General features: G+C 69.9%; 19 protein-coding genes. 10 read left to right on the forward strand and 9 right to left on the reverse strand.

Annotation, left to right across the window (positions count from 1 at the left end):
- Window positions 1-204 precede the first annotated feature (204 nt).
- A complete protein-coding gene (locus tag TA3x_RS14030; protein WP_435022232.1) occupies window positions 205-762 on the reverse strand; it encodes a hypothetical protein in 558 nt (185 codons plus the stop codon).
- A 242-nt stretch (window positions 763-1,004) separates the two neighbouring features.
- On the opposite strand from TA3x_RS14030, the gene TA3x_RS14035 reads away from it, so the two are divergent.
- Genes TA3x_RS14035 through TA3x_RS14045 form a run of 3 tightly spaced genes read left to right on the forward strand, consistent with a single transcriptional unit; the run spans window position 1,005 to window position 5,678 of the window.
- On the forward strand, window positions 1,005-3,335 hold the full coding sequence (locus tag TA3x_RS14035; RefSeq protein WP_435022234.1) for an alpha/beta hydrolase: 2,331 nt from the start codon (window positions 1,005-1,007) through the stop codon (window positions 3,333-3,335).
- Between the two features lie 28 nt (window positions 3,336-3,363).
- The gene (locus TA3x_RS14040; protein ID WP_435022364.1) at window positions 3,364-4,890 is read left to right on the forward strand and encodes a glycoside hydrolase family 13 protein; all 1,527 of its coding nucleotides are present in this window, start codon (window positions 3,364-3,366) and stop codon (window positions 4,888-4,890) included.
- Window positions 4,887-5,678 (forward strand): methyltransferase domain-containing protein, encoded by a 792-nt coding sequence (locus TA3x_RS14045; RefSeq protein WP_435022236.1) that lies wholly within the window; start codon window positions 4,887-4,889, stop codon window positions 5,676-5,678. Before TA3x_RS14040 ends, TA3x_RS14045 begins: the two co-directional genes overlap by 4 nt.
- Before the next feature lie 8 nt (window positions 5,679-5,686).
- On the opposite strand, the gene epsC is transcribed toward TA3x_RS14045, so the two are convergent.
- Window positions 5,687-6,640 carry a serine O-acetyltransferase EpsC gene (gene epsC, locus TA3x_RS14050; RefSeq protein WP_435022238.1) on the reverse strand — a complete coding sequence of 318 codons (954 nt, stop codon included), beginning with the start codon at window positions 6,638-6,640 and terminating at the stop codon, window positions 5,687-5,689.
- Window positions 6,641-6,866: 226 nt separating this feature from the next.
- Here epsC and TA3x_RS14055 point away from each other — a divergent pair, with 226 nt between their 5' ends.
- The 4 genes from TA3x_RS14055 to TA3x_RS14070 all read left to right on the forward strand — a co-directional run bounded on the left by TA3x_RS14055 (window position 6,867) and on the right by TA3x_RS14070 (window position 13,006).
- A complete protein-coding gene (locus TA3x_RS14055) occupies window positions 6,867-10,535 on the forward strand; it encodes a PVC-type heme-binding CxxCH protein (RefSeq protein WP_435022240.1) in 3,669 nt (1,222 codons plus the stop codon).
- Entirely contained in the window at window positions 10,532-11,593 is a 1,062-nt protein-coding gene (locus TA3x_RS14060; RefSeq protein WP_435022242.1) for a methyltransferase, read from the forward strand. The genes TA3x_RS14055 and TA3x_RS14060 overlap by 4 nt, the downstream gene beginning before the upstream one ends.
- A 123-nt stretch (window positions 11,594-11,716) precedes the next feature.
- On the forward strand, window positions 11,717-12,280 hold the full coding sequence (efp, locus tag TA3x_RS14065; protein ID WP_435022244.1) for an elongation factor P: 564 nt from the start codon (window positions 11,717-11,719) through the stop codon (window positions 12,278-12,280).
- 90 nt (window positions 12,281-12,370) lie between these two features.
- A complete protein-coding gene (locus TA3x_RS14070) occupies window positions 12,371-13,006 on the forward strand; it encodes a hypothetical protein (RefSeq protein ID WP_435022246.1) in 636 nt (211 codons plus the stop codon).
- A gap of 2 nt (window positions 13,007-13,008) precedes the next feature.
- On the opposite strand, the gene TA3x_RS14075 is transcribed toward TA3x_RS14070, so the two are convergent.
- From TA3x_RS14075 to TA3x_RS14095, 5 genes are read right to left on the reverse strand one after another with little or no spacing between them, the layout of a single operon-like run.
- Window positions 13,009-14,775: a GNAT family N-acetyltransferase gene (locus tag TA3x_RS14075; protein WP_435022248.1), complete on the reverse strand. Its 1,767-nt coding sequence runs from the start codon at window positions 14,773-14,775 to the stop codon at window positions 13,009-13,011.
- Window positions 14,776-14,779: 4 nt separating this feature from the next.
- Complete coding sequence (locus TA3x_RS14080; RefSeq protein ID WP_435022250.1) at window positions 14,780-15,277, reverse strand: GNAT family N-acetyltransferase; 498 nt, start codon at window positions 15,275-15,277, stop codon at window positions 14,780-14,782.
- Entirely contained in the window at window positions 15,270-16,268 is a 999-nt protein-coding gene (locus TA3x_RS14085) for a D-alanine--D-alanine ligase family protein (protein WP_435022252.1), read from the reverse strand. Before TA3x_RS14085 ends, TA3x_RS14080 begins: the two co-directional genes overlap by 8 nt.
- Window positions 16,265-17,344, reverse strand: a complete 1,080-nt coding sequence (locus tag TA3x_RS14090; RefSeq protein ID WP_435022254.1) for a D-alanine--D-alanine ligase family protein — start codon at window positions 17,342-17,344, stop codon at window positions 16,265-16,267. The genes TA3x_RS14085 and TA3x_RS14090 overlap by 4 nt, the downstream gene beginning before the upstream one ends.
- Complete coding sequence (locus TA3x_RS14095) at window positions 17,341-18,726, reverse strand: KamA family radical SAM protein (protein WP_435022256.1); 1,386 nt, start codon at window positions 18,724-18,726, stop codon at window positions 17,341-17,343. The genes TA3x_RS14090 and TA3x_RS14095 overlap by 4 nt, the downstream gene beginning before the upstream one ends.
- A gap of 305 nt (window positions 18,727-19,031) precedes the next feature.
- Between TA3x_RS14095 and TA3x_RS14100 the strand changes: the two genes are divergently transcribed.
- Complete coding sequence (locus tag TA3x_RS14100; RefSeq protein WP_435022365.1) at window positions 19,032-20,162, forward strand: M20 family metallopeptidase; 1,131 nt, start codon at window positions 19,032-19,034, stop codon at window positions 20,160-20,162.
- An 88-nt stretch (window positions 20,163-20,250) separates the two neighbouring features.
- On the opposite strand, the gene TA3x_RS14105 is transcribed toward TA3x_RS14100, so the two are convergent.
- Window positions 20,251-20,589, reverse strand: a complete 339-nt coding sequence (locus tag TA3x_RS14105; protein WP_435022257.1) for a hypothetical protein — start codon at window positions 20,587-20,589, stop codon at window positions 20,251-20,253.
- A 198-nt stretch (window positions 20,590-20,787) separates the two neighbouring features.
- Between TA3x_RS14105 and TA3x_RS14110 the strand changes: the two genes are divergently transcribed.
- Window positions 20,788-21,918: a M28 family peptidase gene (locus TA3x_RS14110; RefSeq protein WP_435022259.1), complete on the forward strand. Its 1,131-nt coding sequence runs from the start codon at window positions 20,788-20,790 to the stop codon at window positions 21,916-21,918.
- 15 nt (window positions 21,919-21,933) lie between these two features.
- Here the strand turns inward: TA3x_RS14110 and TA3x_RS14115 are convergent, their stop codons facing one another.
- Window positions 21,934-23,895 carry a TolB family protein gene (locus tag TA3x_RS14115; protein ID WP_435022261.1) on the reverse strand — a complete coding sequence of 654 codons (1,962 nt, stop codon included), beginning with the start codon at window positions 23,893-23,895 and terminating at the stop codon, window positions 21,934-21,936.
- 401 nt (window positions 23,896-24,296) lie between these two features.
- Here TA3x_RS14115 and TA3x_RS14120 point away from each other — a divergent pair, with 401 nt between their 5' ends.
- Complete coding sequence (locus TA3x_RS14120) at window positions 24,297-24,845, forward strand: 3-hydroxyacyl-ACP dehydratase FabZ family protein (RefSeq protein ID WP_435022263.1); 549 nt, start codon at window positions 24,297-24,299, stop codon at window positions 24,843-24,845.
- Window positions 24,846-24,867: the final 22 nt, after the last annotated feature.

Raw genomic sequence — 24,867 nt, forward strand, 5'->3', positions numbered from 1 at the left:
TCAGAGAGTTTGGCCAGGTCGGACGCAGTCACTCGGGACGGCCCGCGACGCGCTTCACGACCGAAACGGCGCGGGGGGAGGACTGGGAGAGTCGTTGCAGGCGTCGCGCCAGGCCCAGGCGATCGGGCCCGGCTTACGATATCGAGCCCGACATCGGTGGGCCGGATCGATTCCTCATCCTCACGCCGGGGTCGCGTCGTCCCATCACCAGAGGAAGTGGCCGATCAGCAGGCCGCTCAGGAAGGCGAAGCCGAGCCCGCCCAGCGCCCCCAGCGCCCAGGCCATGACCACGGTCCGGGGCAGCATCACGTCCCGACGCCGCCCGGCGGGGTCGTAGGCCGTCGACACCGGCCGGCGGCCGGTGATCGGCGAGACCGCCGGGGCCACGTCGATCGCGACCTCGGCGTCCGATCCTCCCTCCGCATCGGGCCCTTCCGCCTCCGGGGCCGGCTCGGGGGGGGGCGGGGCCGCTTCGAGGAAGGCGATCGGGTTCGACTCCGGGATCGAGAAGTTGGGGTCGAGCAGCGATGACGAGGATGGCGGCGACTTGCGGGGGGGCAGGGGGTCGAGTTTCACCCCGATGTCTTCGAGGTTGACGGCGAAGGCGTTCTCGTCGGCGTCGTCGGCCGGCACATCCTCGGGCGACGGGACGACCAGCTCGACCCCGCAGCGCGGGCATCGGATCGTCTTGCCGAACTTCGATTCCGGCGCACCCATCAATTTCTGGCAGCGGAAGCAGCGGAATCGAAATAACTCCGCCATGCGGTGCGTCTCCAGGGCAAGGGATTCGGGAGAGGGGCCGTGCTCAGGAGGGATCTCCCTCCTCCCAGGCTATGCAAACGGTCCCGCCGGTGCCAGGTCGCCGATCCCGTACCCCAAAGCCGCCCGCGCGGCTTGACCCGGGCTCGGGCCGCGGCACAATAACTCCTGGGATTCAGCGGACGGGCCCCGGCGTTCGGGCCGATTCGACCGATCGGACATTGTCGATTCGAGGGGGCACCAGCATGGGTCACGGACGGCGATCCGGCCGCATCATCGGCGTCGCGACGCTCGCCGCGTCCCTGCTCCTGGGCGGGGGAAGGGCCGGGGCGGATACGGTCATCCTCAAGAACGGGGTCGCCTACAAGGGGACCGTCGACCGCGACAATACGACCATCAGCGTCTACGACGGCCTGAAGCGGATCGTCTTCCGCGACAACCGGATCGAGCGGATCGATTCGGACCCCGGCTATTCCCGCAACGAGCGATTCCAGCTGGTCCAACCGTTGGAAGTCCATGCCGGGGTGATGCCGCACGCCGCCGTCAACATCCAGTCGACCCCCTGGGATGCCAAGGGGCGCCGGAGCTTCCGCTACCTGACGCAGAAGCCGGGCAAGGGGATGGCCGCCGTCGAGATGCAGCAGGCGATCAACGAGCTGACCCCGCACATGGTCAAGTATCGCGGGATCGACGGCTTCTGGCTCGGCCAGGTCGCCACCAGCCAGGTCCCCCGCCCGATGATCCTGGGGCTGCTGGGGCGCGTGGACCAGGCCGACCAGGAGCAGCGGCTCAAGGTTGCCCGCTGGCTGATCCAGGCAGAATGGTTCCCGGAGGCCCGCGAGGCCCTCGACGGCCTGGCCCGCGACTTCGCCGACCTGGCCCCGACCGTGGCCGACGTCCGCAACTCGATCGCCGAGATGGAGGCCCGCGAATCCCTGGCCGAGGCCCGTGTCCGCCGGCAGGGGAATCAACCGGTCGCCGCCCTGGCCCGGCTCCGGGCGATCCCCGAAGCCGGCCTGCCCGAATCCCTGCTCGAAGAACTGCGGGCCGAGATCCGCGCCGCCGACGATCGGTTGGCGGCCGACCGGACGCTCGCCGCCGACCTCCGGTCGCTGGCCGACTCCCTGCCCGAGGAAGATCGGAAGGCCTGGAAGGTCCACCTGGCCGAGGTGCTGGAAGGGCTGTCGCAGGCCCCCGAGGTCGCCCGGCCCCGGCTCGAACCCCCGGCGCCCGCCTCGCCCGCCCCGGCCTCGGCGGCGGCCACGGTCCCCCCCGACCCATCGCCCGCGGCCCGCTTCGCGCGGAAGATGTCGGGATGGGTCGTCGGCGAGGACGCCGCGACCGAGGATCTCAGGGCGGCCCTGGCCATGTGGAAGGGGCGGGACGCCGCCCAGGCGTATCTCTCCGAGTCCGACCCGATGGCCCGCGAGACCCTGCTAGCCGACCTGGTCAAATACGCCGAGGTCGACCGGCCGACCATGGAACGCATCATCCCCCGGATGCCCCCGCCGCTCCGGGATCGCGACCGGGCCCGTGAGGCGGCCCCCGGGGTGAAGATCCGCCGGGTCGCCGAGGATGAGAACCCGGTCCCCTCGGAATACGCCGTCCTCCTCCCGCCCGAATACCACCCGCTCCGGTCCTACCCGGCCGTGGTCGTCCTCCACGACGGCAAGGGCCCGCTCCCGGCGATCGACCTGGTGGCGGAGGAGGCGGCCCGCCGGGGCTACATCGCGATCGCCCCGGAATATGCCGCCCCCGGCAAGCTCGGCGGCGACCCCGCCTCGGTGATCCTCGCCCTCCGCGACGCCCGCAAGCGGTACGCGATCGACTCCGATCGGGTATTCCTGCTCGGCCAGCTCGACGGCGGCACCTCGGCCTGGGAGATCGGCCTGGGCCACCCGGACACCTTCGCCGGGGTGGTCTCGCTCTCGGGCTTCCCGGCCCGCTATGCCTACCGCTACACCAAGAATGCCGAGCAGGTCCCGCTGTACGTCGCCCTCGGCGAACTCGCCCCAGGCGCCCGCGAGGTGGTCTTCGACACGCTGGTCAAGAAGCAGATCGACGACGTCCAGGACGTGACCTACGTGGACTACCTCAAGCGGGGGTACGAGTCGTTCCCCGAGGAAATCCCGCCCGCCTTCGACTGGATGGACCGCCGCCGACGCGACCCGGCCCCCAAGGGCTTCGAGCTGGTGACCGCCCGCGACACCGACGACCGGTTCTTCGGCGTCGTGGTCCGCGACTTCGTCCCCGGGCGCGTCACCGCGCCCGAGGCCGCCGACCCGCTCGGCAAGAACCTCCGGCCGGCCACGCTCAAGGTCCGAACCACGGTCCAGGGCAACCAGTTGACCCTGACCACGTCCGGCATCCAGCGGATGGACGTCTGGCTCAGCAGCAAGCTCCTGGACCCGAACCGGACGATCCAGGTCCGGATCAACGGGTCGCTGATCTATCGCGGGCAACCGGCGGCCAACGACCTCGCCCCGATGCTCGAAGACGTGCGCGTCCGCGGCGACCGCCAGCAGTTATACTTCCTGAAGATCGCGGCCGACGGCCCGCGGACCAGGATTCGTTGATGAGACGCCCCGACGCCGCACGGAGATGATGGTGCTCGAACCCCAGACGCCCGATTGGGTCCGCGACGCGATCTTCTACCAGATCTTCCCCGATCGGTTTGCCCGCAGCCTCTCGCTCCCCAAGCCGCAACGGCTCGATGAATGGGGCTCCGCCCCGACGCCCCACGGCTATCAGGGGGGCGACCTGCTGGGTGTGGTCGAACGCCTGGATTACCTGGTCGACCTGGGGATCAACGCCATCTACTTCACGCCGATCTTCCAGTCGGCCTCCAACCATCGCTATCACACCCACGACTACGAGCGCGTCGATCCGATGCTCGGCGGCGAGGCCGCCCTGCGGAGGCTGGTGGACGAGTCGCACGCCCGGGGCATCCGGGTCGTGCTGGACGGGGTCTTCAACCACGCCAGCCGCGGGTTCTTCCAGTTCCACGACATCCTGGAGAATGGCGAAAATTCGGCCTACCTCGACTGGTTCACGGTCCACGGCTGGCCCCTGAACGCCTACGACCACGCCGCCAGCCCCTCCTACAACGCCTGGTGGGGGCTCCATGCCCTGCCGAAGTTCAACACCGACACCCCGGCGGTGCGCGAATATCTCTGGGGGATCGGCCGGAAGTGGATCGAGTTCGGCATCGACGGCTGGCGGCTCGACGTGGCCAACGAGATCGACGACGACTCCTTCTGGCGCGAGTTCCGCCGGAAGGTTCGGGCCGCGAATCCGGAGGCCTACATCGTGGGCGAGATCTGGGAGTCGAACCGGCTCGCCGACCTCACCCCGTTCGCCTCGGGCGAGGACCGCAACGACGAGGCGACCCGCTGGCTCCGAGGCGACATGTGGGACGCGGTGATGAACTACGCGTTCACCCGAGCCTGCCTGGCCTTCTTCATCGGCGACCGGGTCGACCCCACCGAGATCGGCCGGACCGGCTTCCGCAAGCTCGACCCGGTCGGCGCCCCGGCGTTCCGGACCGCCATCGAGCGGCTGCTGGCCCACAACCACCCCAACACCACCGGGGTGATGCTCAACCTGCTGGACAGCCACGACCTGGCCCGTTTCCGGTACTTCGCCAAGGGCGACGCCTCGGCGGTCCGGCTGGCCACCCTGTTCCAGATGACCTACCCGGGCGCCCCGTCGATCTACTACGGCGACGAGATCGGCCTCGACGGCGGCCATGATCCGTTCAATCGCGAGGCCTTCCCCTGGCATCGGACCGATACCTGGGACCTCGGCCTGCTCCACGACTTCCAGAAGATGGTCGCCCTCCGCAAGGCCCGCCCGTCCCTCCGCCGCGGCTCGTTCGCCTTCATGCTGGCGGAAAATGACGTGGTGGCCTACGTCCGGCAACTCGGGGACGAGACCGTGATCGTCGCCCTGAACACCGCGACGGAAACCCGGCGCGTCGACCTCAACGCCCATCCCCACCTGGCCGAAGGGGCGGTGCTGGAAGACGTCTGGAACCACGAGGCCGCCCGGGTCGAGGACGGTCACCTCCGGTCGATCGAACTGGCCCCGCGCACCGGCCGGGTCTTCGCCACCCCGGCCCCGGCCCGATGAGCGGCGAGCCGCCCCCCGACTGGATGCTGCCCGCCGGGGTGGACGCCCCGCTCTGGCGGTACGCCCACACCCCCCGGCTGGCCGTCGAGGAGGATGATTACTTCTCCGGCCATCCGCTGTTCGAGGCCGATGCCCGGGCGCTCGACGCCCGGTTCGTCGAGCCCGGCCCGCTGGTCGACCTCGGGTGCGGGGCCGGACGGCATTCGATCCGGTTCGCCCGGCGCGGCTTCCCCGTGACGGCGGTCGACCTCTCCGCGCCGATGCTGCGGACGGTCCGGGCCAAGGCGCAGGCGGAGGGGGTGGCGGTCGACTGCGTCCAGGCCAACCTGTGCCGGCTCGGCTGCTTCCCGGACGCGACCTTCGCCTCTGCGATCTCGATGTTCAGCACCCTGGGGATGATCCGGGGGGCGGCCCGACGCCGCGAGGCGGTGGCCGAGGCGTTCCGCATCCTCCGGCCCGGCGGGCGGCTGGCCCTCCACGCCCACAACGTCTGGCTCAACCTGGGGGACCGCCAGGGCCGGCGGTGGCTGCTGAGCGAGCTAGGACGTCGGTGGGCCGGTCGGATCGACGAGGCCGGGGACCGGCGGATGACCTATCGCGGCGTGGCCGGGATGGGGGTCCACCTCTTCACCTGGAAGGAGCTGGCAGGGGACCTCGGGGCGGCCGGCTTCCGGATCGATGAGGTGCTGCCGATCGACGCCGTCCACGCCCGGCCGATCCGGTGGCCCCGGCTGCTCCGCGACCTGCGGGCCGGGGGGTGGCTGGTGTTCGCCCGCAAGCCGGGTTGACGTCCGACTCAGATCTGGTAGTCGAGCCCGCCCAGCGAGGGGTCGGCCCCGGCGGCCCGGATCCGGAGCCGAGGGTCCTCGATGGTGACCGTCGTGTTCGGCGCGACCGACCGGGTGATCCAGGCAGAGGATCCGATCACGGCGTTCTGGCCGATCACGGTCTTGCCGCCCAGGATCGTGGCGTTGGCATAGATGACCACGCCGTCCTCGATGGTCGGGTGCCGCTTGATGCCGCGGAGCAGCTCGCCGGTGGTCTCGTCGCGGGGGAAGCTGAGTGCGCCCAGGGTCACCCCCTGGTAGACCTTGACCCCCTCGCCGATGTGGGTCGTCTCCCCGATCACGACGCCGGTGCCGTGGTCGATGAAGAAGCTCCGCCCGATGGTGGCGCCGGGGTGGAGGTCGATGCCGGTCTTGGCGTGGGCGTACTCGGTCATCATCCGGGGGATCAGGGGCACGCCCAGCTTGTACAGGACGTGGGCGATCCGGAAGACCGTCACGGCGGCCACGCCGGGGTAGCAGAACAGGATCTCGTCGAGGTTCCGCGCGGCCGGGTCTCCTTCGAACGCGGCGCGGGCGTCGTCGGCCAGGATCTTCCGCAGGTCGGGGATCGACTCCAGGAGCTGGACCGCGATCGCCTGGGCCTCGGCGTCCAGGTCCTCGCCCGGCTCGCGCTCGTCGCAGCCGTGGCGCAGGGCCCGCGCGATCTGGGCGGTCAGGCGATCGTGGAGGCTGTCGATCAGGTCGCCGACGTGGTAGCCGACGTTGCCCAGGTGGAGGTTCTGCCGCCGGCCATAGCCCGGATAGAGGATCTCCCGGAAATCGGCCAGGATGTCGACCACCTCGCGATAGCTGGGCAGGGGGCAATGGCCCAGGTGGTGGATCCCGCCGCACTCCTCGTAGGTCTCGACGATCCGCTCGATCAGCGCGGGCATGGTCCCCTTGAGCCGCAGGTCTGTGGCCATGGTCGGACGGACTCCCCGGCGGATCGGCGCCCAGGCTAGGTCAGGTTCGAGGCGGATGAGATCGCGGACCGATTGTAGGAGGGCGGGGCAAACTGGTCAACGCCGGCACGCCGATCCCGCCGTCCCGGCCGGACTTGTGCGATTGGCGTCGATCGCTACGATACGCCCGGTCCTCGCCCCGAGCCGGCGGCCCCGGCGCGTCCCCAGGCCCCCACCGAGATCGACCATGAACGGAAGTTTGGTCCGACTCCGGCCCGTCGCCCGCCTCGCGTCGGCCCTCGTTCCATGGTTCGCCCTGTCGGTCGCATCGGCCGCCCCGCCCGCCTCCGGGATGGTGGACCAGGGGACGCGCGACCCCCGGCTCAAGGGGATCGCCGCGCCCCGGGGCATCAAGGTCGAGGTGGTGGCCGACGAGGCGGAGGTCGGCACGAGCCCGATAGCCATTGCGTTCGATGACCGGGGCTCGCTCCTCGTCGCCGGCTGGAATCCCTCGGACCGGACCTACTCCGTCTCGGAGGTGATCCACCCGCCGACCGGCGACCCGGTCCGGGTGCGCCGGCTCCGCAAGACCACGACCGACGTGGTCCGCCGCCTCGTCGACAAGGACGGCAACGGGACGTTCGAGGCGTCGGAGGTCGTCCTGGAAGGGGCCGAGATGCCGGCCGCGATCGTCGCCGGCAAGGGCCATCTCCTGCTGGCCTGCGGCGGGCGGCTCGAACGCTGGGAGGACGAGGACGGCGACGGGCGGTTCGAGGCCCGGACGATCCTGGCCGATGGCTTCCCCGGGTCCGACCTCCACGGACTGAGCGGGATCACGCCCGGCCTCGACGGATGGCTCTACCTCGCGACCGGGGACGGCCAGGGGCACCTGGTCGGGGCCGAGGGGCGACGCATCGACGTCGACCGGGCCGGGGCGATCTTCCGGTGCCGCCCCGACGGCTCGGAGCTTCACCTGTTCGCGACCGGGCTGTCCGACCCGCGCGGGGGCCTGGCCTTCGACGCCGCGTTCCGGCCGTTCCTGGCCGACGACGATCAGGAGGATGGTTCGAAGTTCCAGGGGGTCCGGCTGATCAGCCCGGTCGAGGAGGGGGACTATGGCTGGCGTTCCCGCCCCGACGGCTCGGCCGATTTCGACCGCGCGGCCGTCGATGGCGAGCGGTCCGGCAAGCTGCCGGTGGTGGCCCGGGTCGGCCGGGGCAGTCCCCACGGCCTGGTCGTCTACAACGGCTCGGCCTTGCCCGAGGAATGCCGCGACCTGATCCTCTATCCCGACCAGGCCGGCCACCGGATCCGGGGCTTCAAGCTGAAGCCCGGCCCGGGTGCCCGGAAGCTGGAGGGGGAGACGGTCCTGATCTCCGGGGATGAGCAGTTTGCCCCGAAGGTCGCGGTCGTCGGGCCCGATGATGCTCTCTACGTCCTGGATGCCCGCCAGGGGCCCGGCGACGAGTCCCATCCGTGCGGTGCCGCGAAGGCCGGGCGGATCTATCGGATCACACGCGACGGGCCGGTTCAGGGCGATCCGCCCCAGGACGGAAAGTGGATCGGCTCCGCGACGCTGGCCCAGCTCCTCCCGCTGCTGGGGGCGGAAAACCCGGCCCAGGCCGATCGGGCCGCCCGCGAGATCGTCGGCCGGGGGGCCGCGGTCGCACGCGGGCCGCTCCTGGGCACCCTCGCCGACCCGGCCAAACCGATCCACGCCCGCCTGCTCGGGCTCCAGGGGGCGCGGACCTTCTGGGATGAGACCGTCGAGGCCGCGATGGTCCAGGCCCTGACCGACCCCCATCCCGACGTCCGCCGCCTGGCCGCGCAGGCCCTGGCCTGGGAACCGAAGTCGCCCAACCCCCAGCTAATCGCCCGGCTCGCGCCGCTGCTGGCCGACGCCGATGCCGGGGTCGTCCGCGAGGCGGTCCTGGCGGTCGGCCGCCATGCCGACCACCGGCCCGGGCCGTCGTCGGTGGTCCTGGTCCGCCGCCTGTTCGCCGACCCGGGCATGGACCCGACGACCCGGGACGGCTACATCCGCGCCCTGGAACGGCTGGGCGATGCGGGCGTCGAGGAGCTGGCCGTGGCGGTCCGCACCAAGCACGGGGCCGACCGGGTCCGGGCCATCGCCTTCTGGACCTCGCTCCGATCGGCCCCCGCCGCCGAGCGCCTGCCCGGCCTGGTGGCGATGCCCGACCTGACCGGGACCGAACGCGCCGCGCTGATCCGGCACTATCTCGACTTCCCCGCCTCGATCGCGATGCCGACGCAGGGCCTGGCCGACTGGGCGGCCCGCCACCCCGAGGCCGAGTCCCCGGTCAAGCTGGCCGTGCTGGACGTCTGCCTCTCGGCGGGCAACCCCGCCTCGGCGCTGGTCCTCCGCCTGATCGATGACGAGGACGAGGCGACCCGGCTGGCCGCCATCGAGGTCGCCGCCCGGTCCCGCCCGCCCGGCTCGATGGCCCGGCTCGCCCAGAGGCTGAACCAGCCCGCCTCGTCGGCCGCCGAACGGCTTGCCATCGTCCGGGCCCTGGGGGGGGCCGGGTCGTCGGCGTTCCCGGCGATCGAGGCCGCCTATGCCCGGGCGAGCGACGACCCCGCCTACGCCGTGGCCGCCCTCCGGGCGATGGCCGAGGCCGACCCGGAGAAGGCCGCCCCGGCGATCGAGGCCGCCCTGGTCGGCTCGGTCTCCGACCTCAAGGCCGAGGCGATCCGGATTTTGTCCGCGACGCCGCAAGGGGCGATATCGCTGGGCAAGCGTCTCATCGCCGGCAAGCTCGGCCGCGACGACCTGCCCGCAGTGATGGCCGCCCTCGGGCATCATGGCGGCGCACCCGGGATCCGTCCGGTCTGGACCGAGGTGAATCAGGCAAACACCCCTATCGGCGATCTCGGAAAGTTGAAGCAGGGGGGCGATCCCTGGCGAGGTTTGGGTGTCTTGCTCCGGGACCCCATCCTCCGGGAAGGTCAGGTCCACTCGATCTCGGTCGCCGGGCCGGTCGGCCCTTACCTCTCGGAACATCAGGACAGCCTCAAGGGGGATGACCTCCTCAAGGCCATCGGTGATCGATCTTCCCTCGTAGGCTTCGCCCTGAATCGCCTGACCTTGAAGGATGGTCGCAAGGTGGAAGGGAATGTTCACAAGGAGGATGACACGTCGATCACCCTGGGCCGGCCGTTCAAGAAGGACGAGACTTTCCGGCTGGACGAGGTGGCAAGCCGGGACCGGATCGCCGCCAATCTCAGCCCGATGGATCTTCACAAGGAACTGACCACGTCCGAGATCGCCGACCTGGTGGCCTTCCTCCGGAGCCAGCCGGCGCGGCAATCCCTGGAGCACGGCCCGCGGCGGATCGACCAGGTGATGGCCATCGGCCCGATGGAGATGGGGGCGGACAAGCTCCGCGTCCCCCTGAACCGGATCGACCCGGCACGCGCCTTGCCTGGTCAGGATGGATCGTCCGTGGGCTGGGGCATGCTCGAAGCGTCGGCGGCCGGAACGTTCGACCTCCGGGGGCAGTTCGGCCACCGGCCGGGCCGGGCCTACATCGCCGCCGAGATCCGAAGTGAATCCGACCAGGAGGCAGCCCTCCGGTTCGCCTCGGACGGGGCCGCGCGGGTCTACCTCAATGGGATCAAGGTCGGCGAGTTCGCCGCCGCCGACCCGTCCGAGATCGCCCCGGCCTTCGCCTCGCCCCGCCCCGGGACCGTGGCGCCGATGCCGGGGCTGGCCCGCCTCCTGCTCAAGGATGGCTGGAACCTCGTCGTCGTCGCCATCGACCGGGGCTTCGCCGGTTCGGACCGGGCCGCCTTCGAGGTCGCCTCGCCCCGGCCGGTCGAGATCCGGACGCCCCGCCCGACATCTTCGCCCAGCAACACCGCCGCCTCGCCCACCCCGGGACGCACCCGATGATGAACCACCCGCCTCTGGTCTCGCCCGCGATCGACCCGACCTCGATCTTCGAGATCTTCCGGGGCAACCTGGGCACCGAACTGTTGACGGCCGCGGTCGCCCACTTCCGGGTGTTCGAGCGGCTGTCGCACGGACCGATGACCCCGGACGAACTGCGCCGGGACCTCGGCCTTGCGGAACGGCCGGCCTCGGTCCTGACCACGGCCTTGAAGGCGTTCGGCCTGCTGGCCCAGGACGGAGAGGGCCGGCTCGGCGTGACCGACCTGGCCCGCGACCACCTGACGCCGGGGGCCCACTTCGACGTGGGGGGCTACATCGGCCTGGCCGCCGAGACCCCCGGGGTCCTGGACCTCGTCGAGCGGCTTCGCACCAACCGGCCCGCCGGGGCCGACGAGGTCGGGGAGGGGGCCGCCTTCATCTACAAGGACGGGATCGCCTCGGCGATGGAGGCCGAATCGTCGGCGGAGCGGCTGACCCTGGCCCTCGCCGGGCGTGCCATGAACGTCGCCCCAGTGCTGGCCGAGCGATACCCCCTGGAAGATTCCCGGCTGCTGCTGGACGTCGGGGGCGGCACGGGCATCTACAGCATCGCCTGGCTGCTGCGGCATCCCGAACTCAGGGCGATCGTCTGGGACCGGCCCGAGGTCCTGAAGGTGGCGGTCCGCCTGGCCGAGTCCCACGGCGTGGCCGACCGGATGGAGTTCCGGCCCGGCGACATGCTCAAGGACCCGGTCCCGGAGGGGGCCGACGTCGTCCTCCTGTCCAACGTCCTGCACGACTGGGACGTGGCCGACTGCTGGGTCCTGGTGTCGCGCTGCGCCGCGGCCCTGCACCCGGGGGGGCGCCTGCTGATCCACGACGTGTTCCTCGACGATGACCAGGCCGGGCCGTTGCCGGTGGCCCTCTACTCGGCGGCCCTGTTCCGGATGACCGAGGGCCGGGCCTACAGCACCCGCGAGTACAAGGCCTGGCTGACCGCGGCCGGCCTGATCCCCGGCGATGTGATCCCCACCCTGATCCATTGCGGCGTCCTGCCGGGGATCAAGGTGACGGATTGAGGGGCGGAGAAGTGGACTGGTCAATGCGGCGGGGTTCGGTTAGTGTCGCGGGTCAAGTTTTTCCGACCGACGCATCACGTATTCCGGGGGCAATGCTCCGACACCGGGGGCACAGATAACGCCATGATGATCAAGGCCACCGACGTCCGCCGCGGCATGGTGATCACGATGGAAGGGATCAACTTCGTCGTGGTCGACTTCGCCCACCATACCCCCGGCAACCTCCGCGCGATGGTGCAGACCAAGCTCCGCAACATGAAGACCGGCGCCCTGATCGACAAGCGGCTCCGCTCGGTCGACCAGATCGAGGTGCCCTACGTCGAGACCAAGGAGTTCGAGTACCTGTACTCCGCGGGCGACGAGCACATCTTCATGGACACCGAGACCTACGACCAGTTCCCGCTGGGCTCGGAGATCCTCGGCACGTCGATGCAGTACCTGCTGCCCAACAGCCGGGTGCAGGTCAAGTACGTCGACGACAAGCCGGTCTCCATCGAAGTGCCGGCCTCGATCGACCTGACCGTCGTCGATACGCCCCCCTCGATCAAGGGCGCGACCGCGACCAACCAGTACAAGGAAGCCACCCTCGAGACCGGCCTCAAGGTCAACGTCCCGCCGTTCGTCGGCCCCGGCGAGAAGATCCGCATCGACACCCGCACCGGCGAGTATGTCGAACGGGTGAAGTGAGCGGTTCCTTATGCTCCAAGGATCGGCGTCGTCGCATCGCCTCGGATGGCCATGCCCGACTCGATCGGGCTTCCATCCCGAGATCCGAGGATGACGCCTCCGTCCTGCCGATTGTTCGTCATCCTCGCCCGTGACGTGCCGAAGGCCGTGATCCTCCGTCGCGGCCCGTCACGTTGGTTCCATGTGATACTGTGGGACATGGCGGGCGATCTGTTCACGCCGGGGGCCTGGCTGCACGGTCGCATCTACGAGGAGAAGTGCGACCTTTCCCCGGATGGGCAACTCTTCGTCTATTTCGCCTACAAGACGAACCGGATCGGCGAGAGCACCTACGCCGCTTTCACGGCAGTCAGCAGGCCGCCCTGGCTCCGTGCCCTGGTGATGTGGCCGCAAGACGACACCTACGGCGGGGGCGGGCGATTCCCGGCCGATCGGATCCTCCACGCGCGGCCTCTCGTGTCTCACGAATGTTCCTATCCGGCACCCTTGCCCGGGCTGAAATTGAAGCCCGGAACATGGGATGTGCCGGCCACCCACGCGTCGAGCGGTGAGGTCGCCGGATCGGATTGGAGCGGACGCGACCATCGGTGCCGCGTCATCTTCACCGTGGGCGGGAAGCTGTTCCGCCGGGATCAGGGGGTCGAGACCCTGCTCGCGGACTTCACCGACCTGAAGCCCGATCCCCAGCCGCCCCCCGCCTGGGCGAACGACTGGCCCGGCCCCTGATCTCACTTCCGGCTCTTCGGCGGCTTGACCTTCCGGCTCAAGGCCCCGGCGCAGACGCCGGTCAGGACGCGGGTGGCGTTGCGGCCAAGGAAGCGGACGTTGTAGCCCCCCTCCTGGACCAGCAGGGTGGGCAGCTTCATCTGGCCGATCCGCAGGCCGACCTCGTGCAGCCCCTCCGGTGTGACGGACCAGGTGCCGGTGGGGTCGGCCTTGGCGATGTCCAGGCCGAGCGACACGACCAGGGCCTCGGGCTGGAAGGCGCGGATCAGGGCCAGCGCCTCGTCGAGGGCTTCCAGGTAGCGGCCGTCGTGGACGTCCTCGGGTAGAGGCAGGTTGTGGTTGAAGCCGAGGCCCTCCCCCTCGCCGGTCTCGTCGGCGAATCCGGAGAAATACGGATAGGCGAAGTTGGGATGGCCGTGGATCGAGACGGTCAGGATGTCGGACCGGCCGTAGAAGATGTCCTGCGTGCCGTTGCCGTGGTGGTAGTCGACGTCGAGGACGGCGATCTTGCCGCCGAGCTTGGTGCGGAGGTACTGGGCGGCGATCGCCCCGTTGCAGAAGTAGCAGAACCCGCCGTAGGTGTCGCGTTCGGCGTGGTGGCCCGGGGGGCGGCACAGGCTGTAGACTAACGGCTCGCCGGCCACGATCGCCGCCGCGCCGGACAGGGCGACGTTCACCGAGGCGCGGGCCGCTTTGTAGGCGTCGCGGCCCAGGGGGGTGAACGTGTCGATGCAGTAATACCCGGCGCGGACGGTGCGGTCGTGGGGCGGGCGGTCGGTGCGGCGGATCGGGAAGACGTAGGGGTAGAGGAGCTTTCCCTCGGGCATCTCGGTGCAGGTGTTGCGGATGTAGTTGACGAAGTCCGCGTCGTGCACGGCTCGGATCGGCCCCTCGCCGAAGTTGCGGACCTTCATCCGCTCGACATCGGGCAGGGCCTCGATCGCCTTGAGAATCACGTCCACCCGCGCCGGCCGCTCGACATACCCGCGCTCGCGGACGTGGTGCAGGGCATGGCGGGAGGAGCAGAAGACCTTGATCGGGTGGAGGCGGCTCGGCGCCTTGAAGCGGCTGTCGTCCTCGGGCTGGGTGTACAGCGGCTTGCGGAGGCGGATCGGATCCTTGACCGAGTCCAGGACCTCGGTCACATAGGGCCCGTCATCCTCGAAGTTGTACCGCTCGACGAGGATGGCCCGGATCACCTGGCGAACGGTCTCGGCGTCGGGCACCTCGTCGTCGTTGAGGGCGTCGTAGAGCAGGCGGGGCTCGGCCGGGCTGCCGGGCCGGATCGGCTGGTCGTACAGGGTGCCGACGATCGGCCGGGCGTCGTATCGCTCGTAGAACTTGAGCCGATTCTTGTTCGACTTGAGGTAGGCGGCGTCCGAGACCTGCTTGGGGTCGTCGGTGGGGACTTCGAGGAACAGCCCCTGGGCCCCGCGCGCCATCAGGTCCTGCCGAAGGGCTTCGTACAGGGCCCCGCCCAGGCCTCGCCCGCGCTGCTCGGACTCGGTGACGATGAAGTCGAGGTAGGCGTGCCCGGTCCACTCGAAGTGGTCGGCCAGGGCGAAGCCCATGACGTGATCGTCGGGGCCGTGGGCGACCAGGAGGATCGACGGATAGCCCCGGGTCGACTGGTCGGCGAGCTTGCGCTCGATGTAGTCGGTGATGTCGGCGAGGTCGGGGAAGGCGGCGGCCAGGAGCGCCTGGACCTCGGCGATGCACCGGCGGTCGTGCTCGCGGTGGGTGCCCAGGACGTGGCTGATTCGAAACATCGGGTCATCCCCGGTCCAACCGCTTGCCGAACGTCAGGCGGTCGTCGCCCGGTCGGTAGAAGTCGGCGATCCGTTCCAACAGTTGATAGCCACGCCGGAGGTAGAACGCCCGGGCCGGGGCATAAATCTCGGTCGACGAGGTCTCCGCGAGCAACCAGCGTGCCCCGGACGCCCGCACCGCCGCCTCCGCCGCCTCGTCGAGCCTGGTCGCGGCTCCCGACCGGAGCGACCCGGCGTCGACCGCGATCCAGTAAAGGTCGTACGTCCCCTCGGTCAACGGGACCGGGCCGAAGCAGGCGAAGCCGATCACCCGGCCGTTGGCCTCGGCCATGACCCAGCGATAGTCGGTGGACGGGCCGGGATTCAGGGTCTCGTCCACCAGTTCCAGGCCGATGGCGATCTCCTCGGAGCGGAACGCCCCCGAGCCTTCGAGAATCGCGGCGATCGGGCCCCGATCCCCGGCCTTCAGCGTCTCTCGCAGCGTGATCGCCGGCTTATCCATGCCCGCCCCTCCGCCCCGCCTGCTCGGCCAGCGCCGCCAGGGTCGCCCCGTATGCGCGCCCGGATGCCCGGAGCGCCCGGGCCCAGCCGGCGGTCGGGCCGATGTCCGGGTTCGGGTTGACCTCCAGGATCATCGGGCGGCCCTCCGCATCGAGCCGCACGTCCACCCGAGCATAGTCGCGGCACCCCGTCGCGCGGAAGGCGTCAACCGCCAGCCCGGAGAGCCGACCGGCCAGCGCCTCGTCGACCGGCGCGGGGCAGACCGGGGGGCTCGCCAGGTCCTCGTCCGACCCGGCATGCCACTTGGCGGCATAGGTCAGGATCGGCCAGTCGCCGGTCGGGACCTTGTAGACGATCTCCGCCACCGGCAACGCGGACGGTTCGCCCAGTTCGATGACGCCGATGTTGAACTCGCGTCCCGGCAGGTAGGCTTCGATCAGGACGTCCGACCCGTAGCGGTCGTGGAGCCGGGCGACGGCCCGCCGGAGTTCGTCGGCCGAGCCCGCCACGCTCCGCTGGTCGATGCCGAGGCTGGCATCCTCGGACTCGGGTTTGGCGATCGCGGGGAAGGGACCCTCCCAATCGATGGGCGCCCCGCCGACCCGGGCCACGGCCGCGGGCGCCGTGGGCAGGCCCGAACCCCGGAGGACCGCCTTGGCCCTTGCCTTGGACCGGCACAGGCCCTGGGCCTCGGGCGGGCAGCCGGTGTAGGGCAGCCCGAGCAGTTCGAGCAACCCGGTGATGTGGGCCTCGCCGCCGCTCGAACCTCCGAAGCCTTCGATCAGGTTGAAGACGACGTCCGGCGGCCTCTGATCCAGCGAGGCCACCAGGGATCCCAAAGGAGGCTTCGCGGCCACCGGCCAGGCCTCGTGGCCGGCATCGACAAGGGCCTGGATCACGGCCGAGGCCACCTCGACCACGTCGGCCTCGGAGGCGAAGTCCGGGTGGTCGGGCGGCAACGCTGGGGCGTTGAACAGGACGGCCACCCTCACGAGAGCCCGACCCGCGTCAACGCGATGCGGAACAGCTTGCGGATCAGGTCGGCATGCGACAGCCCGTAGCCTTCGGCCAGGATCACGAGGTCGCTGGTCACCGGGGCCAGGCCGGGCAGGGGGTTGGCCTCGATGAAGAAGACGTCTCCGCCGGGCGTCACCCGAAAGTCGATCCGGGCGAAGTCGCGGCAGCCCAGGGCTGCATAGGCCCCGCAGGCGGATTGCTCCAACTCCCGGATGATCTCGGGATCGAACCGGGCCGGCGTCTCGTAGGTGACGCGCCGTCTCCAGTCGCGCTTCACGTCGAGCGAGTAGACGAACCGGGGGTCGGGCCGGTTGGGGACGACCCGCATGACCCCGAGGACCTCGACCGATGACGTGCCATCGGGACCCGGGTTCCCGCAGACGCCGACGGTCACCTCGTCCCCGGCGATGAATTCCTCGACGATCAAAGGCTGGTCATAATCGCGGACCAGGCGTTGCCAGATGTCGATGAGTTCGGCCTCGGACTCAGCGAGCGCCCGGCCGCGGATGCCTTTGCTCGACCCCTCGAACGCCGGCTTGAGGATCAGCGGGGTCCGGGACAGGTCGACCGGTTTGTCGAGCATCAATGGATCGAAAATCAGATAGATCCCGTCGATGAAGCGGTCGTGGTCGTCGGGATCATAGGCGATCGGGGACAGGGAGCATCCCCGGGGCATCGGCACGCTCAGGGGCCAGCCATCGAGCATCTGCCGGGTCGTCCCCTTGTCCAGGCAGGCGGCCAGGGTCAGGGGGTCGGATCCGGAGTAGGGGATGCCCAGCATCTCCAGGGCGGCGGGGACGCGGGCCTCGCGGCAGCGGCCGACACCTTCCCCCTCGGCAATGTTCCAGACGAAGTCGGGCGGGTCGGCCAGGACTTTTTCGAGGAACGAGCGGCCGTCGCCCAGGAGGACGACCTCGTGCCCCTCGCCTCGGATCACGTCGGCGATGGCGTGGACTGTCTCGGGCTGATCGAACTCCTCGAACCGATCGTCGGGCCCGTCCGAGGGCGGGCCCGACGCCGGAGCGAGGTCGAAGGCGATGCCGACCTTCACGACCCGTTCTCCGAGCCGTGGTATCCGTTGCCATTCCCGTTGCCGTTCAGATACGGCTTGACGATCCGCCGGGCATGGCGCGGGTTGCCGGAGGGGATCAGAGCCTCGGCCTGCCCTTCGAGCAGGGCGCTCACGCCCTGGGTCTCGACCGCCGCCGGCCGGGCCGGGGCGTCCCCGGTGGGATGATAATGGACGATCATCCCCTCGTAGTTGCGGAGGACGACCGAGTCGTTGGACGCGGACAGGAGATAGTTCGGCCCGAGCGGGATCTTGCCCCCCCCGCGCGGGGCATCGACCACGTAGGTCGGTACGCCCAGCCCGGAGATGTGCCCGCGCAGCCCTTCGATGATTTCGATCCCCTTCCAGACCGGCGTCCGGAAGTGACCGGCGCCGGTGACCGGGTCGCAGTGGAACAGGTAGTAGGGACGGACCTTGATCCGCAGCAGGGACCGGCACAGTTCCTTCTGGATCTCCAGGCTGTCGTTCACCCCGGCCAGCAGGACCGCATGGTTGTTAATCGGCATGCCGGCCATGCGGAGTCGGGCGCAGCCCCGGGCGGCCTCGGGCGTCACCTCGCGCGGGTGGTTGAAGTGGGTCTGGATCCAGATCTTGTCGGAGGCGCCCAGGATCTCGATCAGGTCGTCGTCCATCAGCCGTTGGGGCAACGTGACCGGGACGCGGGTCCCGATCCGGAGGACGTCGACGTGCGGGATGGCCGACAGGTTCTCGACGAAGAACGCCAGCTTCTCCGGGGGCAGGGTGAGCGGGTCGCCCCCGGACAGGATGACGTCGCGGATCTCGGGGTGGTCTCGGACGTACTCCACCATCCGCTCGTCGTCGCGCGAGACCGAGTCCCACCCGCCCCGGCGCATCGTGGCCCGCTTGCGGGTGCAGAACCGGCAGTACATCGTGCAGACGTGGGTGGACACCATCAGCACCCGGTCCGGGTAGCGATGGGTGAGGCCTGGGACCGGCGAATCCTTGTCCTCGTCGAGCGGGTCGTCTTCCTCGGCCCCGGCCGCCCCCTGCCTCTCCAGCGCCGAGGGGACCGACTGCAACCGGATCGGGTCGCGGAGGTCGCTCGGGTCGATCAAGGAGAAGTAATAGGGCGGGATCGCCGTCTTGAACTCGGCCGACAGGGCATCGACGGCCGCCCGTTCTTCGGGCGAGAAGTCGAGCAGGGCGGCGAGCTGCTTCGGCTGGCGGATCGCGTTGCGCGATTGCCAGCGCCAGTCGGACCACTCGTGATCGGGGACGTCGGCCCAGATCGGATGCCGACGCGAGGCGGTCGGCCGGGGACTGGGAGGCTCGTCGCTGTCCGGGGCCTCGGTCGGCCCGGCGACATCGACGAGGGAAGACTGCGAGCCCGCGGGATCGCTCATCGGATTCCATTCCCTCGTTGGAGAGAGAGGGGGGAGCCCGGACGCCCCGTACGGAGCCCCCCGAAATGTTGTGGGGATTCTAAGACATCCGAACCGTCGGGCAAGTGGGAGGGGATCATTTTGAAAAAAGAAATCATCGATGCCGCGACCGGGTCGGCGAGGACGCCCGCCCGCCCCCATTTTTCGACCGACCGGTCACCCTCCAGGCGGGCCGACCGACCGGGTGGCCGCCCGCCCCGGGCCCGGTTATCATCGGCCCATCTCGAAGCGAAACCGGCCGCATTGGAGCTGCTCCCTTGGATGCCGTGACCCGCCTGCTCTCGGACCTCGTCGCCATCCCCAGCGTCAATCCGATGGGGCGGCCCTTCGGCGGGCCGGGATTCCTGGAGGCGGGGATGTCCGACTACCTGGAAGCGTGGTTCCGCGACCTCGGCGTCCCCTGCGAACGGATCACGGTCTCGCCCGGCCGCGACAACCTCCTGGCCCGATACGATGCGCCCGATTCGCGGAGGACCATCCTCTTCGACGCCCACCAGGACACGGTCCCGACCGACGGGATGACGATCCCCGCGTGGACCCCCGACGTGGTCGGCGGGCGGCTGTATGGCCGAGGGTCCTGCGACATCAAGGGCGGGATGGCGGCGATGCTCCTGGCCTTTGCACGGCTGGTCCGCGAGCGGCCGGCCGGCTCGGCCTCGGTCGTCATGGCCTGCACGGTCGACGAGGAGTACACCCACACGGGGTCGGACCACCTGGCCCTCTGGCCCCACGGGGCCGATTTCGCCATCGTGGCCGAGCCCACCGGGCTGGAGATCGTCGATCGCCACAAGGGCGCGGTGCGGTGGAAGATCCGGGCCGATGGCGTGGCCTGCCACTCCTCGACGCCCCACCTGGGGGACAACGCCATCTATCGGATGGCCACGGTGGTCTCCTCTTTGGCCCGCCACGCCTGCGAACTCGCCGGCATGCCGCCGGTCCCGATGCTGGGCACGCCGAGCCTCTCGGTCGGGCGGATAGAGGGGGGCGTGAGCGCCAATGTCGTCCCGGACCGGTGCGAGATCGACATCGACCGCCGGCTCCTGCCCGGCGAGACCCCGGACGCGGCCGTCGACCGCGTCCGGGCCGCCCTCGGCGACCTCCGAGGCCTCACCTTCCTCCCGCCCTGGGTCAAGATGCCCGCTCTGGGGCCGCGGGCCGACGATCCCTGGTTGGCCCCGATCCGGGAGGCCATGGCCGGGGCCCTCGGTCGGGAGCCGGGCGTGATCGGCGTCCCCTACGGGACCGACGCCGGGCCGTTAAACCAGGCCGGGTTGCCCTGCTATGTGGTCGGGCCCGGGGACATTGCTCAGGCCCACACCAAGGACGAATGGATCGAGCTGGATCAGGTCCGAGCCGCCGTGGACGTGTATTACGGGATCGCACGGCACCTGGGTTGAAATCCGTCGGCGTTCGAAACGCGATGGGGCCCGGCATCGCTGCCGGGCCCCAGATGCAGAACCAACAAGGAGTAGTGCGGGGAGAGGATCAGAACACGTCGAGCGTGTAGTGATGGCCCTGGTAGAACTTCTTCTTGGTGTTGCCGTGCACGCCGAACGGCTGCTTGTGGATGCCGAGCACCCGCTGGCCACCATAGTAGTTCATGTAATACTTGCTCTGGATCTGGGGGACGATCCGCTGCTCACGCGGATAGACATACCAGTTGTCGTAGAGCGGCTTGTAATTGAAGCCGTTGCTGGCCGACTGGGGCGGGATGTAGGGCCAGTGCATGTAGTCGCCCCAGTCCTGGGCCTTGGCCGACGACAGACCGGACAGCCCGAACATCGCCGCGAGGGCGAACGCCTTGATCAGAGTACCACGCGTCACGATCCACCTCCGTGCTGGGACGCCATTCCCTTAACGAGTCGAAGCATGACATACGATCGGGCGGTGCGGCGGGAAGTCGGCGCGCTTTTTCTGGGGTCGAGACTCGGTCGTCCGGGCCATGCCTGTCAGCCCGATCGCGCCGATGATGCCGGCCTGTCGCCTCGTCCCGCCTGGCGCGGGTGGATCGGGGCCCTGGGTTTGCTCCTCCTCCTCGCCACGGGCGGTCCCGCCGACGGGGCCGAGCCGGAACTCCCCCGTCTCCGATCCCACGTCGAGACCCTCGCCTCGCCCGAGTTCGCCGGGCGTCGGGGAGAAGGGGCCGCCAGGTCCCGAGACTACATCCTCGCCGAGTTCCGGCGCCTCGGTCTCGCTCCGCTGTTCGGGGAGTCGTACACCCAGGAGATCCCGGACGCGAACACCGGCGAGGTCCTTGGGGTGAACGTCGCCGCCCGGATCCCGGGGACGGACCCCGCCCTCCGCGACGAGTGGGTCGTGCTCGGCGTCCACTACGACCACCTCGGGTCCAGGGATGGGTTCTACTTCCCGGGTGCCGACGACAACGCCTCGGGCGTGGCCATGATGCTCGAAGTGGCCCGGTCGATCGCCGAAGGCCCGGAGAAGCCCCGCAGGGGGATCGCCTTCGTCGGGTTCGACCTGGAAGAGGTCGGGCCGAAGGGGGAATTCGGCCTCCGCGGGTCGCGCTACTTCGCCAACCACTCGCCGATCCCGATCGACCAGATCCGCCTGTTCGTGACCGCCGACATGATCGGCCGGGCGTTGGGCGGGGTTTGCCTCTCGAAAGTCTTCGTCCTGGGCAGCGAGCACGCCCCCGGCCTCCGCCCCTGGATCGCCGACGCGGCGAAGGGCCGGCCGGCCGAGGTGGCCCTGCTGGGGGCGGACATGCTGGTGATCGACCGCAGCGACTACGGGCCGTTCCTGTCGCGGAGCGTCCCGTTCCTGTTTTTCACAACCGGCGAGAATCCGGTCTACCACACGCCGCGAGACGTCGCCGAGACGCTGGACTACCCCAAGTTCGAGGCCATCAGCCGGATCATCATGGGGGTGATCCGAGAGTCCACGCGGGCCGAAAAGATGCCCACCTGGTCGGCGGTCCCCGATCATCCGGTGGCCGAGGCACTGGCCGTCCGAGACGTCCTCCGCATCCTGATCGAGAACCGCGACCGGCTCAAGATCGGCCAGACGCAACTCTTCCTGATGAGGAACTGCCTCCGGGTCATCGACGGGATCGAGGAACGCAGGGCGATGACCCCGGCGGAGCGCACCGGCATCGTCCGGGTGGCCCAGGTCGTCCTGTTCACGGTCTTCTGAGCCGGACCGCGGCGATCAGGGCAGGGGGTCGGGCGGCGGGAAGACGCGACGGCCCCGAACCGGAGGATCCGCCGGACGGTCGGGCGGGGCGGGGAACCGGTTGCGGGGCGGGGGCAGGACCGGTTCCTCGATGTTCCCGAATCGGCCGTTGAGGACCCCCGGCCGGATCGCGTCGAATCCCAGTCCCTGGATCGGGTCGGGGGTGAAGCGATCGTGGGAGGCCGCTGCGGCGTCAGGCTCCCCCCTGGCCTGGGCGGCGGCCAGGTCGCGAAGACGGGTCGCCCTCTCGGCGAGCGTGGCGACCCAACCCGGCCCGGGGCGGGGATCGGCCGTCAAGACCGCCCGCAGACCGACCCATTCCAGGCGGGAGGCCGGTTTCGGTTCGATCGACCGGAGATAGTTGATCATCCGGCCCGCCCGGTCGAACTCACCCAGGCCCAGAGCGATCTGGGCCCGAAGCCCGAGCAGGGCCAAACGCCGTTCCGGAGCGTCGGCCGAGGGCTCGCCACGATCCAGGTCGGCCCGGGCCGCCGCATAATCCTCACTGAGAACGTCGAAGAAGAGCCGAGCCTCACCCAGGAGGGCCCCGAGTCGCGGGTCGGCATCGGGCAGGTCCGACGGACGGTCGCACAGGCTCCGACCCATCAGCGAGACGCGGCGGATCCGCTGGGGCACGTCCCCGACCGGGCCGAGTTCTCCCGGATAGGGCAGGATCGTGGGGCTGTCGCCCGCCTGGGCGCGGGCCGGCCGCGACGCCAGGGCCTTCCGGGCCGCATCGATCATCAAGGTCACCCACGAGGCGCGGGCGAAATCGTCGGGGACGATCGCGCGGAGATCCTGATCGCGTCCGTCGTAGGAGAGGAGGATGGGGGGCGAGAGGAACTCGTCCCGGGCGAAGCGGGCCGCCAGCCTCCCGCCCTTCGGCGACAGCGCAATCGAGCGGATCGGCAGGGCGGGGTCGAGGATCACCATCCGGTTCCGGACCAGGACCTCGCGCGGGCGGTACCACTCGATGTGATGAGCCCGGGCCCCGACCGACATCGACCAGAACAGGTCATCCCCCTCGCGGTCGATCGAGAACGACAGGCCTTCGATCTCCCGGCCCACGGGGATGGAGGTCTCCGCCGCCAGTGCCCGGATCGTTTCTATCTGACCATTATCGGTCCGGACCCGCACCAGGTCGACCGGCCGCATCGGCCGGTCGAACCGGATCTGATTCTGCCGGGCCCCGAACACCGCCGTCACCAGTCCTTCGCGCGTCCACAAGGCCGGGGACGTCGCCTTGCCCACCTCGCAGAGGGGCTTGGCACGGCCCAGGGCCGAATCCAGCACCGCCAGGGATTGCCCCGATTCGCTCGGGATGAAGCAGGCGAGTTGAGGTCCGGTCGGCGACCAGGAGGGCAGGCTGCCCCCGGGGATGAGGTTGACCTGCCGCCCTTCCTCGACGTGGAGGATGGCCAGGCCCAGGGTCGGACCCTGCGGGACCGCGACATAGCGGCCATCGGGGCTCCAGGCAATCGACTCGCCCGCGATCCGCTCGACCTCCTCGCGCGTGCCCGGGAACGGTCGGGTCCCGACCAGTCGACTGCGGGCCGGCCCTTCCCAGATGACGACCTCGATCACCTCCGGATCGTCGCCGCGACGTCCGAAGGCCACCGCCCGCCCGTCGGGGCTCCACGACGGGCCGAGGATCAGGTCGGGCGACTCGTCGACCAGGTGCGAGAGCCGGCCGTCGACGCGAGTCACCCAGAGTTGATCCCGATTCTCGAAATCCGGAGCCGCCGGGTCCGTGGGGGGGGCGGCGACGCCCGAAGTGCCGAACAGCCACCCCGGCTCGCTTGCGACGGCCTCGGGCCGGACCCGGGCCGTGTAGGCGATCCAGGCGCCGTCGGGGGACCAGCCGATCCGCTGATCGAGGTCGGCCCCATAGGTCGTGGCCGATCCCAGGAGGAGCGAGGCGAGCAGGGCGATTCTCATCGGGCGGGTCGTCCCCAGGATGCGGGCCGGGCCCTCAGGAATAAGGCGGGACGGCCGAGGCCGGCGGGCGCACCCGTGTCGTATTATAAAGGATCGCTCATCCGGAGGAAGGGCACACCCGCGATGATTCCGGTTTTGCGGGCGGTGCGGATTAAGCCAACGCCGTGCACTGAAGAAATTTGGGGACCCTGGCAAGCTGATTTGACGCGTCCCAGCTGAGGTGTAAAGTTGCCTGACGACTCCGGCGGACCAGGATGAGGGGCGATCGGCTTCCCTTGCCAGGGCGGCGCCGCCTCTCTACAATGTCCGACTTGTCATGGGATTGCGATGATTCGAGTTCCATCGATCGGGGCTCGGTTCTCGGTGTTCGAGGAATTCGCCAGCCAGTTCCGGGGCTCTCCATGAGATTTGTCCTCATCGATCGCATCACCGAACTCCATCCCGGCCAATCGCTGGTCGCCACCAAGAATCTTTCGCTGGCGGAAGAGTACCTGGCGGACCACTTCCCGGGCTTCCCCGTCATGCCGGGCGTCCTGATGCTCGAAGCCTTGACCCAGTCCGGCGCCTGGCTGCTCCGCGACATGGAAGACTTCGCGCACAGCGTGATCGTGCTCAAGAAGGCCAAGATGATCAAGTACGGGAGCTTCGTCGAGCCCGGTCGGCAGCTCCAGCTCAAGGTTACGCTGGCCTCGCACGACGAGCGGGACGCGGTGTTCAAGGGTGAAGGGGTGATCGACGGCCAGACCATGGTGAAGGGCCAGCTGACGCTCACGCGATTCAATCTCCGCGACCGCGACCCGCAGCTGCACACGACCGACGCCTCGATCGTGGCCGGCCTCCGCGACCTGTTCGCGACCCTCCGCAAGGGGTCCGTGGGCGCCAGGGCCCTGGTCAAGGCCGCTCAAACGGAGCCGGCCGTCGCGACGGTGGTCGAGTCGGCGGGCCGCTGAATGGCGGGATGGGAGATGGGGG

Source organism: Tundrisphaera macrotermitis, assembly GCF_051175315.1.
GTDB lineage: Bacteria > Planctomycetota > Planctomycetia > Isosphaerales > Isosphaeraceae > Tundrisphaera.

Excerpts from the sequence above, each read along its gene's own strand:
- TA3x_RS14030 (WP_435022232.1), bottom strand. The coding sequence starts at position 762 with ATGGCGGAGTTATTTCGATTCCGCTGCTTCCGCTGCCAGAAATTGATG.
- TA3x_RS14035 (WP_435022234.1), top strand. The coding sequence starts at position 1,005 with ATGGGTCACGGACGGCGATCCGGCCGCATCATCGGCGTCGCGACGCTC.
- TA3x_RS14040 (WP_435022364.1), top strand. The coding sequence starts at position 3,364 with ATGGTGCTCGAACCCCAGACGCCCGATTGGGTCCGCGACGCGATCTTC.
- TA3x_RS14045 (WP_435022236.1), top strand. The coding sequence starts at position 4,887 with ATGAGCGGCGAGCCGCCCCCCGACTGGATGCTGCCCGCCGGGGTGGAC.
- epsC (WP_435022238.1), bottom strand. The coding sequence starts at position 6,640 with ATGGCCACAGACCTGCGGCTCAAGGGGACCATGCCCGCGCTGATCGAG.
- TA3x_RS14055 (WP_435022240.1), top strand. The coding sequence starts at position 6,867 with ATGAACGGAAGTTTGGTCCGACTCCGGCCCGTCGCCCGCCTCGCGTCG.
- TA3x_RS14060 (WP_435022242.1), top strand. The coding sequence starts at position 10,532 with ATGATGAACCACCCGCCTCTGGTCTCGCCCGCGATCGACCCGACCTCG.
- efp (WP_435022244.1), top strand. The coding sequence starts at position 11,717 with ATGATGATCAAGGCCACCGACGTCCGCCGCGGCATGGTGATCACGATG.
- TA3x_RS14070 (WP_435022246.1), top strand. The coding sequence starts at position 12,371 with ATGACGCCTCCGTCCTGCCGATTGTTCGTCATCCTCGCCCGTGACGTG.
- TA3x_RS14075 (WP_435022248.1), bottom strand. The coding sequence starts at position 14,775 with ATGTTTCGAATCAGCCACGTCCTGGGCACCCACCGCGAGCACGACCGC.
- TA3x_RS14080 (WP_435022250.1), bottom strand. The coding sequence starts at position 15,277 with ATGGATAAGCCGGCGATCACGCTGCGAGAGACGCTGAAGGCCGGGGAT.
- TA3x_RS14095 (WP_435022256.1), bottom strand. The coding sequence starts at position 18,726 with ATGAGCGATCCCGCGGGCTCGCAGTCTTCCCTCGTCGATGTCGCCGGG.
- TA3x_RS14115 (WP_435022261.1), bottom strand. The coding sequence starts at position 23,895 with ATGAGAATCGCCCTGCTCGCCTCGCTCCTCCTGGGATCGGCCACGACC.
- TA3x_RS14120 (WP_435022263.1), top strand. The coding sequence starts at position 24,297 with ATGAGATTTGTCCTCATCGATCGCATCACCGAACTCCATCCCGGCCAA.